The sequence below is a fragment of the Pseudomonas sp. 18.1.10 genome, from assembly GCF_024655625.1.
GTDB lineage: Bacteria > Pseudomonadota > Gammaproteobacteria > Pseudomonadales > Pseudomonadaceae > Aquipseudomonas.
This window is the reverse complement of record NZ_JANLGL010000202.1, coordinates 1-9,799: the sequence shown is the minus strand read 5'-3', so window position 1 is coordinate 9,799 and position 9,799 is coordinate 1. Positions and strand designations below refer to the sequence as shown.

Genomic DNA, 9,799 nt, shown 5'->3' with positions numbered 1-9,799 from the left:
CAGGCGGAGTGTCAGTCACCCAATCTGTTGCTGACCCACCGCATTCGCGAGCAAGCCCGCTCCCACATGTTTGATTAGCGGCGTTTGGTGAGGCCCATTTTCACGCGGCCTTCGGCTGGGGTCAGAACCCGCGCACCCAAACGGCTGAGGATCTCGCCAGCGCGCTCCACCAGTTGCCCATTGGTCGCCAGCACGCCCTTGTCCAACCACAGGTTGTCTTCCAAACCGACCCGCACGTTGCCGCCCAGCAGCACCGCCTGCGCCGCCATCGGCATTTGCATGCGGCCGATACCGAAGCCGGCCCACACGGCGTCGGCGGGCAGGTTGTCGACCATGGCTTTCATGGTGGTGGTGTCGGCCGGCGCGCCCCAGGGGATGCCCAGGCACAGTTGGAACAGCGGGTTGTCCAACAGGCCTTCCTTAATCATCTGCTTGGCAAACCACAGGTGGCCGGTGTCGAAGATTTCCAGCTCGGCTTTCACGCCCAGCTCCTGGATGCGTTTGGCGCCCGCCCGCAGTTGGGCCGGGGTAGACACGTAAATGGTGTCGCCATCGCCGAAGTTGAGGGTGCCGCAGTCCAGGGTGCAGATTTCCGGCAGCAGTTCTTCGACGTGGGCCAGGCGCGTCAGCGGGCCGACCAGGTCGGTGTTGGGGCCGAACTCCATCGGGTTTTCACCGGCGCCGATTTCCAGGTCGCCGCCCATGCCGGCGGTGAGGTTGACGATGATGTCGATGTCGGCCTCGCGGATGCGCTCCATCACTTCGCGGTACAGGGCGACGTCGCGGCTGAACTTGCCGGTCTCGGGGTCGCGCACGTGGCAATGCACCACCGTGGCGCCGGCCTTGGCGGCTTCTACCGCCGCGGCGGCGATTTGTTTGGGAGTGACCGGCACGTGGGGGCTGCGGCTGGTCGTGTCGCCAGCACCGGTGAGTGCGCAGGTGATGATGACGTCGTGGTTCATGGGGCGGTTCCTTACAGGCGTGGTGGTGCCGTTCGCAGCCGTATCTGGCTGCGAAACGGTGATTGAAGGTGAGTTACTTGCTGGTCAGTTGCAGGTTGGCCGCAGCCGGCTTGCCGTCGAAGGTGGTCACGCCTTCCAGCCAGCGCTGCTGGTCTTGCGGGTGATCCTTGAGCCACTGCTTGGCGGACTCGATGGCGTCCTTGTGGTCCAGCAACGGCTGCATCATCCGGCTCTCGTCGGCGGCGGTGAACGTCAGGTTGGTCAGCAGTTTGTGCACGTTGGGGCACTGCTCGGCGTAGGTCGGCGAGGTGACGCTCCACACGGTGGCCATGCCTTCGTTCGGGCCCAGGGCGTCGTCGCTGCCGCTGAGGTAGGTCATGGCGACGTTGACGTTCATCGGGTGCGGCGCCCAGCCGAAGAACACCACGGCTTCCTTGCGCCGCACCGCGCGGTCCACGGCGGCGAGCATGCCGGCCTCGCTGGACTCCACCAGCTGGAATTTGCCCAGGCCGAACTGGTTCTTGGCGATCATCGCCTTGATCTGGGTATTGGCGCCCGAGCCGGGCTCGATGCCGTAGATCTTGCCGCCCAGCTCCTTGTCGAACTTGGCGATGTCGGCGAAGGTTTTCAGGCCCTTGTCCGCCAGATACGTCGGCACGGCGAGGGTGGCGCGGGCGTCTTCCAGGCTCGGTTTGTCGAGGACCTTGACCTGCTTGGCGTCGACGAACGGCGTGATGGTCTGGGTCATCAGCGGGTTCCAGTAGCCAAGGAACAGGTCCAGGCGCTGGTCGCGGATACCGGCGAAGATGATTTGCTGGGAGGCGCTGGTCTGTTTGGTCTTGTAGCCGAGGCCGTCGAGCAACACTTGGGTCATGGCGCTGGTGGCGATCACGTCGGTCCAGTTCACCACGCCCATGCGCACGTTCTGGCAGGATGCCGCGTCGGCCGCCATGACGTTGGTACTGAAAATGGCGCTGGCGCTGAGTGCGAGCAACAGTCGGTTCATGGTGGGTCCCTCGGCAGGTCGTTATTGTGGGGGGCCGGTGTCTTTGTGCACCGTGACGCCACGTTACGCAGCTTGGCGGGCGGCAAAACGCACGGCGGCGACCGACTCTTGCACTGCAGCGACCTGTCCTCTTGAAACCCGCCGCGAACGGGAGTATCACAGGGCCACGCTGCCCGCCCGACGAGAGCGCCACCATGTCCCAGGATTTCTACTTTCTGCTGATGCCGGGCTTCTCCGCCATCGGCTTTATCTCCGCGCTGGAACCGCTGCGGGTGGCCAACCGCTTTCGTGGCGAGCTGTACCGCTGGCACGTGCTGAGCGCCGATGGCGGCGCGGTATTGGCGAGCAATGGCATGTCGGTCAACGCCGATGCGGCGCTGGAGCCGCTGAAAAAGGGCGCGACGTTATTGGTGGTCGCCGGCTTTGAACCGCTGAAGTTCGCCACGCCCGCACTGGAACACTGGCTGCGCCGCCTCGACCTCGACGGCGTGACCCTCGGCGCCATCGACACCGGCGCCTGCGTCCTCGCCGAAGCGGGCCTGCTCGACGGCTACCGCCTGACCCTGCACTGGGAAGCCATCGACGCCTTCAAGGAGTCCTATCCGCACCTCAGCGTGACCCAGGAACTGTTCGAGATCGACCGCCGCCGCATCACCTGCGCCGGCGGCACCGCGTCCATCGACTTGATGCTCGACCTGATCGCCCAGGCCCACGGCCCGGAGCTGGCGATCCAGGTCTCCGAACAATTCGTCCTCGGGCGCATCCGCCCGCGCAAAGACCACCAGCGCATGCAGATCGCCACGCGCTACGGCATCAACAACAAGAAGCTGGTGCAGGTGATCGGCGAGATGGAACAACACACCGAGCCGCCGCTAAGCACCCTGGTCCTGGCCGAATCGATCAAGGTGACGCGCCGCCAGTTGGAGCGCCTGTTTCGCCTGCACCTGAACGATACGCCGAGCAACTTCTACCTCGGCCTGCGCCTGGAAAAAGCCCGGCAGCTGTTGCGCCAGAGCGATATGAGTGTGCTGGAGGTGAGTATTGCGTGCGGGTTTGAGTCGCCGTCGTATTTCACCCGCAGTTATCGGGCGCGGTTTGCGAAGTGTCCGAGGGAGGATCGGCGACGGGAGGTGGTTTGACGAGTAATTATAGTCAATTATACTCGCGACTATAATTTATAGTCCTTCCAATAATTGGGTATAAAAACATGTCCAAAAACAACGGCTTCGTGTTCCGCCGTCCCACCCTGGCCAGCAGCATTGCCGACGGCTTGGTGGGGGCTGGTATTCAGGATTTCACGTCTGGCCTGTTTCTCGCGGCGCCACGTCGTACCGGTAAAAGTACCTTTTTGCGTGAAGATCTGATCCCGGAGTGCCAGCTCCGGGGATGGATGACGGTGTATGTCGATCTGTGGGCGGACAAAGAAAAAGACCCCGCAGAGCTGATTGCCAGCGCGATTGCCGCAGCGCTGGTTCCCTATGAAAAGGGCATTCGCAAGCTGGCGAAGAACATGGGAATCGAGAAGCTAAGCTTTCTGCGTACCCTGTCCTGGGACTTTACCAAACCACAATTACCGGTCGGCGCAACGCTGACCCAGGCGTTGGAACTGCTCCACAGCGCGGCAGAAAAAACCGTCGTGCTGGTGATAGATGAAGCGCAGCACGCACTTACCAGTGAGTCTGGTATCAACGCGATGTTTGCGCTGAAGGCTGCCCGGGACCAGCTCAACCAAGGCCGCGACGAGGAAGGCAACGGCTTGTATCTGGTGTTCACCGGCTCCAATCGCGACAAGCTGGCCCATTTGGTATTAGGCAAAAGCCAGCCATTCTTCGGTTCCAGCATCACACCGTTCCCGCTGCTGGGCAGAGAGTTTACTCAGGCGTACACGGTGTATATCAACGCACTGTTGGCCGAGACCAACCAGTTCAACGCGGCTGACATTGATGAAGTCTTTGAGCGGGTGGGCCGTCGCCCGGAGATGTTGCGCACCATCCTGGGTGAAGTGGCGCTTGAGTTGGGTGAGGCGAGTAACCTGGGTCAATTACTGCACAGTCGCGCGGAATCGCTGCGTGCTGGCGTGTGGACCGAATTCGAAAGTGCCTGGAATGCCCTGACCATCCCTCAGCGTGCGGTGCTGGAAGTGATGGTGGAGCGTTCGCAAAGCAATGAACCCTTTGCACCGTTTACCGACAGTACTGTCACGGCGGTGAGCAAGGCGCTGGAAGACATGGGCAGTGACGTGGTGCCGGGCACCCAGACTATTCAGGCCTGTATCGATGCCCTGCGCGACAAGGAACTGGTCTGGAAGTCGAGTCGGGGAGGCTATGCCCTGGAAGACAAGTCGTTCGGCGAGTGGCTGCTGCACAAGCGCCAGACATCCATCTAAAAGGCAACGCAGGACAAATGTGAGAGCTGGCTTGCCTGCGATGGCGGTGGGTCAGCACCACAAATGCCATTTGATACATCGCTATCGCAGGCAAGCCAGCTCCCACATGGATACTCGGTGTGGCTTATTTCTTCAGCAGGGCCGAGCAGGCGGCTTTGTAGGCTTCATGCTGGTATTTGTTCAGGCTCGCCGGCAGTTCAAAGTTGTGCTTCTTGTTCTGCGCATTGATGGTCTGTGGCGACAACAACGTCACCTCCACGGCGTCGAGCAACTGAAACACGCCCTCGATCTTGAACGTGGTCGGCCCACCGGCAAACTCACCTTTCTTGCTGCGCTTCTTGATCGCAATCCGCTCGATGCCATTGGCCTGCACAAACGCCTTCACCTGGGCGGCGAAGGCTTTGACGTTGGCCGCTTCATCGTCGTCTTCGAGGGCGATTTTCTTGGTGGCCAGGGCGACATGGGTCAGCGCCTGGTTGTCCAGGGAGGCGACGGCGATGATGGCTTCGCTGCCTTTGATTTCGATGCCGCAAATAATCATGTTCAAGCCTATGGGAATGGGAGGGTGTCAGTAATACCGGTCTTCTGCTTTGTGCTGATAGATCCGATGCACCGTCCAGAGGATCAGCGCAAAGCATAAAGCTATCAGGCTGGCGCTGGCGCTCATGATGTAGAAGTTGGGCGAACTGTAATTGAAGTTGGCCTTGATGTTATGCACCGTCGGGAACCATTTCGAATACACGACGGCGACCGGGTCACCCACTTCGTAGCCAGGGTCCTGGACGTGGAAGCTGTTGTTGACCATGCCGTCTTCACGCTGGCCTTCATGGCTGAACGTGTAATACACGTTGGTGCTTGAATTGCGCGGGCCGACGCTTTCCAGTTGGGTGATCTGCCCGAGCGTTTCTACAGGGGCCGCCTTAATCAACCCATGGGGCGCGCCCCGGCTGACGGACAGCGACAGCATCAGCGCCAGTATCAAGCTGAACAGAAACAGCAAGACAGCGCGCGTGAACAGGAAATCCCGTTCCGCTTCGCGTGCGTAGTACATGTGACGTCCTTTTCAGTGGATCAAGTTGCTCGACCGGGTTATTCCTGCCCGATCGACTCCAAAAACTCCGACCGCTCATCACTCATCCGCGCCAGGCAATCATTTACCGCAATCGCATACGCCTTGGTGCCGTTCACCGCCGGGAAGGTGTCCACGGCGCAATCGGCATCCCGCAGTTTTTCCCACTTCTGCTGGGCATCCTTCAGACGAGCGGTAATGTCCGCCAGCTTGGTCTTGTCGCTGCCGTAGGTCGCAGCCATGCGTTCCAGCAGGCCCTGGTAGTTATCCTTGAGCAGTTGTTCGGCGGTGGTTTTGTTGTAGGTGGCGCATTCCAGGGTTTGCTTGTCGTTTTCGATGCCATCGCAGGGCGTGCTGTCGGTGTCTTCGGCCGCGTGGGCGGTGGTTGCGATGAGTGCCAAAGCCAGGAAAATCGATTTCATTGCGCCGTCTCATATCAGGTGATGCGGGAATTCTGGCCCAAGAGTAGGACAAAGAACAGCCGCCCGTCAGAGCTGTCATAGCAGCCTTTGTCGTGGATTGACGCTTTCGGCAATTCCCCTGTCGTTTTTGCACCCGGCTCGGGTTGCCCCTGGGCATATGCTGGCCCCAAAGCGCCGGCAGACGATTCGGCGCATGAATCGCCAATAAGGGGACGCCTGATGAGCCCAGCCGAATTGCACGCCGACAGCATCGTTATCGACGGGCTGATTATTGCCAAGTGGAACCGCGACCTGTTCGAGGACATGCGCAAAGGTGGCCTCACCGCCGCCAACTGCACCGTGTCGGTGTGGGAAGGGTTCCAGGCCACCATCAATAACATCGTGGCCAGCCAGACCCTGATCCGTGAAAACAGCGACCTGGTGATCCCGGTGAAAACCACCGCCGACATCCGCCGCGCCAAGGAACTGGGCAAGACCGGCATCATCTTCGGCTTCCAGAATGCCCATGCCTTCGAAGACCAACTCGGCTACGTCGAGATCTTCAAGCAGCTCGGCGTGGGCGTGGTGCAGATGTGCTACAACACCCAGAACCTGGTGGGCACCGGTTGCTACGAGCGCGACGGCGGCTTGTCGGGTTTTGGTCGTGAGATCGTCGGCGAAATGAACCGCGTCGGCATCATGTGCGACCTGTCCCACGTCGGCTCCAAGACTTCCGAAGAAGTCATCCTCGAATCGAAAAAACCGGTGTGCTACTCCCACTGCCTGCCGTCCGGGCTCAAGGAGCACCCGCGCAACAAGTCCGATGAAGAGCTTAAGTTTATTGCGGACCACGGCGGTTTTGTCGGCGTGACCATGTTCGCGCCGTTCCTGGCCAAGGGCATCGATTCGACCATCGACGACTACGCCGAAGCCATCGAATACACCATGAACATCGTTGGCGAAGACGCCATCGGCATCGGCACCGACTTCACCCAGGGCCATGGCCAGGATTTCTTTGAAATGCTGACCCATGACAAGGGCTACGCCCGCCGCCTGACCAGCTTCGGCAAGATCATCAACCCACTGGGCATCCGCACCGTGGGCGAGTTCCCCAACCTCACCGAGACCCTGCTCAAGCGCGGCCACAGCGAACGCGTGGTGCGCAAGATCATGGGCGAGAACTGGGTCAACGTCCTCAAGGACGTCTGGGGCGAATAAGCCAGCGCATCACTGCGCAACACCACACTAAAAAATTTTCTGGAGTTAAGTTTCCATGGCCAAGATCGCCCCGCAATTACCTATCGAAGTCGACAGCGAGACCGGTGTCTGGACCTCCGACGCCCTGCCCATGCTGTACGTACCGCGCCACTTTTTCGTCAACAACCACATCGGTATCGAAGAAGTGTTGGGCGCCGATGCCTACGCCGAGATCCTCTACAAGGCCGGCTACAAGTCCGCCTGGCACTGGTGTGAAAAAGAAGCCGAGTGCCACGGCCTGGAAGGCGTCGCGGTGTTCGAGCACTACATGAAGCGCCTGTCGCAACGCGGCTGGGGCCTGTTCAAGATCCAGGACATCGACCTCGACAAAGGCACCTGCAGCGTCAAGCTGGAACACTCCGCTTTTGTCTACGTGTACGGCAAGGTCGGGCGCAAGGTGGACTACATGTTCACCGGCTGGTTTGCCGGTGCCATGGACCAGATTCTCCAGGCGCGTGGCAGCAACCTCCGCACCGTCGCAGAGCAAGTCTACGGAGGCTCCGAAGAGGGCCACGATGACGGCCTGTTCACCGTCAAGCCGTTGTAAGCCGAGGACCGTGCCATGGCTTTCGAAGCAATGTTTGCGCCGATCCAGATCGGCAAACTGACCATCCGCAACCGCGTGCTCAGTACCGCCCACGCCGAGGTGTATGCCACCGACGGCGGCATGACCACCGAGCGCTACATCCGTTATTACGAAGAGAAAGCCAAGGGCGGCATCGGCCTGGCGATCTGTGGCGGCTCGTCCGTCGTGGCCATCGACAGCCCGCAGGAATGGTGGAGTTCGGTCAACCTGTCCACCGACCGCATCATCCCGCACTTCCAGAACCTGGCCGACGCCATGCACAAGCATGGCGCCAAGATCATGATCCAGATTACCCACATGGGCCGGCGCTCGCGTTGGGACGGCTTCAACTGGCCGACGCTGATGTCGCCATCCGGCGTGCGTGAGCCGGTGCACCGTGCCACCTGCAAGACCATCGAGCCGGAAGAGATCTGGCGGGTGATCGGCAACTACGCCGCCGCCGCTGGCCGCGCGAAAGCCGGTGGCCTGGACGGCGTGGAACTGTCGGCGGTGCACCAGCACATGATCGACCAGTTCTGGAGCCCACGGGTCAACAAGCGCACCGACGAATGGGGCGGCAGCTTCGAAAACCGCATGCGTTTCGGCCTGGAAGTGCTGAAGGCCGTGCGCAAGGAAGTCGGCCCGGATTTCTGCGTGGGCATCCGCCTGTGCGGTGACGAGTTCCACCCGGACGGCTTGTCCCACGAGGACATGAAACAGATCGCCAAGTACTACGACGACACCGGCATGCTCGATTTCATCGGCGTCGTTGGCTCGGGTTGCGACACCCACAACACCCTGGCCAACGTTATCCCCAACATGAGTTATCCACCGGAGCCATTCCTGCACTTGGCCGCCGGGATCAAGGAAGTGGTCAAGGCCCCCGTGCTGCACGCGCAGAACATCAAGGACCCGAACCAGGCCACGCGTATTCTGGAAGGCGGCTACGTGGACATGGTCGGCATGACCCGTGCGCACATGGCCGACCCGCACCTGATCGCCAAGATCAAGATGGGCCAGATCGACCAGATCAAGCAGTGCGTCGGCGCCAACTACTGCATCGACCGCCAGTACCAGGGCCTGGATGTGCTGTGCATCCAGAACGCCGCGACGTCCCGTGAATACATGGGCGTGCCGCACATCATCGAGAAAACCACCGGGGTCAAACGCAAGGTCGTGGTGGTCGGCGCCGGCCCGGCCGGGATGGAAGCCGCACGCGTCGCCGCCGAGCGTGGCCATGACGTGACGCTGTTCGAGAAGAAAGAATTTATCGGTGGGCAAATCACCACTGCGTCCAAGGCGCCGCAGCGTGACCAGATTGCCGGGATCACCCGTTGGTTCCAGTTGGAACTGGCGCGGTTGAATGTCGACCTGCGCCTGGGCGTGGCCGCCGATGCGGCGACCATCCTCGACCTGCGCCCGGATGTGGTGGTGCTGGCGGTGGGCGGGCATCCGTTCATCGAGCAGAACGAACACTGGGGCGCGGCGGAAGGCCTGATCGTCAGCAGCTGGGACGTGCTCGACGGCAAGGTTGCGCCTGGCAAGAACGTGCTGGTGTACGACACCATCTGCGAATTCACCGGCATGTCGGTGGCGGATTTCCTTGCGGACAAAGGCAGCCAGGTGGAGATCGTCACCGACGACATCAAGCCCGGCGTGGCCATCGGCGGTACGTCGTTCCCGACCTACTACCGCAGCATGTACCCCAAGGAAGTGATCATGACCGGCGACATGATGCTGGAGAAGGTCTATCGCGAAGGCGACAAGCTGGTGGCCGTGCTGGAGAACGAATACACCGGCGCCAAAGAGGAGCGGGTAGTGGACCAGGTGGTCGTCGAAAACGGCGTGCGCCCGGACGAAGCGATCTACTACGCCCTCAAGGAAGGCTCGCGCAACAAGGGCCAGATGGACGTCGAGGCGCTGTTCGCGATCAAGCCGCAACCGTGCCTGAGTGAAGCGGGCGACGGCTACTTGCTGTTCCGCATCGGCGACTGCGTGGCGCAGCGCAACACCCACGCTGCGATCTATGACGCCCTGCGCCTTTGCAAGGATTTCTGACCCAGCCTTGAACCAATGTGTACTCGGTCAAAATGTGGGAGCGGGCTTGCTCGCGAAGGCGGTGAATCAGCCACCGGATGCGTCAGCTGACACAC

General features: G+C 61.1%; 10 protein-coding genes. 5 read left to right on the top strand and 5 right to left on the bottom strand.

Annotated elements, in window-relative coordinates; all coding sequences use genetic code 11:
* Positions 1 to 74 precede the first annotated feature (74 nt).
* Together NUV89_RS24210 and NUV89_RS24205 are read right to left on the bottom strand one after the other, a co-directional pair.
* On the bottom strand, positions 75 to 962 hold the full coding sequence (locus tag NUV89_RS24210) for a 3-keto-5-aminohexanoate cleavage protein (protein ID WP_257783310.1): 888 nt from the start codon (positions 960 to 962) through the stop codon (positions 75 to 77).
* Positions 963 to 1,035: 73 nt separating this feature from the next.
* Positions 1,036 to 1,968: a choline ABC transporter substrate-binding protein gene (locus NUV89_RS24205; RefSeq protein WP_124527211.1), complete on the bottom strand. Its 933-nt coding sequence runs from the start codon at positions 1,966 to 1,968 to the stop codon at positions 1,036 to 1,038.
* A 194-nt stretch (positions 1,969 to 2,162) separates the two neighbouring features.
* On the opposite strand from NUV89_RS24205, the gene NUV89_RS24200 reads away from it, so the two are divergent.
* Both NUV89_RS24200 and NUV89_RS24195 read left to right on the top strand, forming a co-directional pair.
* Positions 2,163 to 3,107 carry a GlxA family transcriptional regulator gene (locus NUV89_RS24200; protein WP_257783309.1) on the top strand — a complete coding sequence of 315 codons (945 nt, stop codon included), beginning with the start codon at positions 2,163 to 2,165 and terminating at the stop codon, positions 3,105 to 3,107.
* A gap of 68 nt (positions 3,108 to 3,175) precedes the next feature.
* Positions 3,176 to 4,354, top strand: coding sequence for an AAA family ATPase (locus NUV89_RS24195; RefSeq protein ID WP_257783308.1), 1,179 nt, complete (start codon positions 3,176 to 3,178; stop codon positions 4,352 to 4,354).
* Between the two features lie 124 nt (positions 4,355 to 4,478).
* Here the strand turns inward: NUV89_RS24195 and NUV89_RS24190 are convergent, their stop codons facing one another.
* The 3 genes from NUV89_RS24190 to NUV89_RS24180 are packed head-to-tail and all read right to left on the bottom strand — an operon-like array spanning position 4,479 to position 5,845.
* On the bottom strand, positions 4,479 to 4,895 hold the full coding sequence (locus NUV89_RS24190; protein ID WP_257783307.1) for a DUF3010 family protein: 417 nt from the start codon (positions 4,893 to 4,895) through the stop codon (positions 4,479 to 4,481).
* Positions 4,896 to 4,922: 27 nt separating this feature from the next.
* Positions 4,923 to 5,405: a hypothetical protein gene (locus NUV89_RS24185; protein WP_257783306.1), complete on the bottom strand. Its 483-nt coding sequence runs from the start codon at positions 5,403 to 5,405 to the stop codon at positions 4,923 to 4,925.
* Between the two features lie 38 nt (positions 5,406 to 5,443).
* Positions 5,444 to 5,845: a lysozyme inhibitor LprI family protein gene (locus NUV89_RS24180; protein WP_017738420.1), complete on the bottom strand. Its 402-nt coding sequence runs from the start codon at positions 5,843 to 5,845 to the stop codon at positions 5,444 to 5,446.
* Between the two features lie 219 nt (positions 5,846 to 6,064).
* Between NUV89_RS24180 and NUV89_RS24175 the strand changes: the two genes are divergently transcribed.
* The 3 genes from NUV89_RS24175 to dgcA are packed head-to-tail and all read left to right on the top strand — an operon-like array spanning position 6,065 to position 9,704.
* Positions 6,065 to 7,042 carry a dipeptidase gene (locus NUV89_RS24175; RefSeq protein WP_003176573.1) on the top strand — a complete coding sequence of 326 codons (978 nt, stop codon included), beginning with the start codon at positions 6,065 to 6,067 and terminating at the stop codon, positions 7,040 to 7,042.
* Positions 7,043 to 7,097: 55 nt separating this feature from the next.
* Positions 7,098 to 7,628, top strand: a complete 531-nt coding sequence (locus tag NUV89_RS24170) for a DUF5943 domain-containing protein (RefSeq protein WP_257783305.1) — start codon at positions 7,098 to 7,100, stop codon at positions 7,626 to 7,628.
* Between the two features lie 15 nt (positions 7,629 to 7,643).
* A complete protein-coding gene (dgcA, locus tag NUV89_RS24165; protein ID WP_257783304.1) occupies positions 7,644 to 9,704 on the top strand; it encodes a dimethylglycine demethylation protein DgcA in 2,061 nt (686 codons plus the stop codon).
* The last annotated feature ends 95 nt before the right edge of the window (positions 9,705 to 9,799 follow it).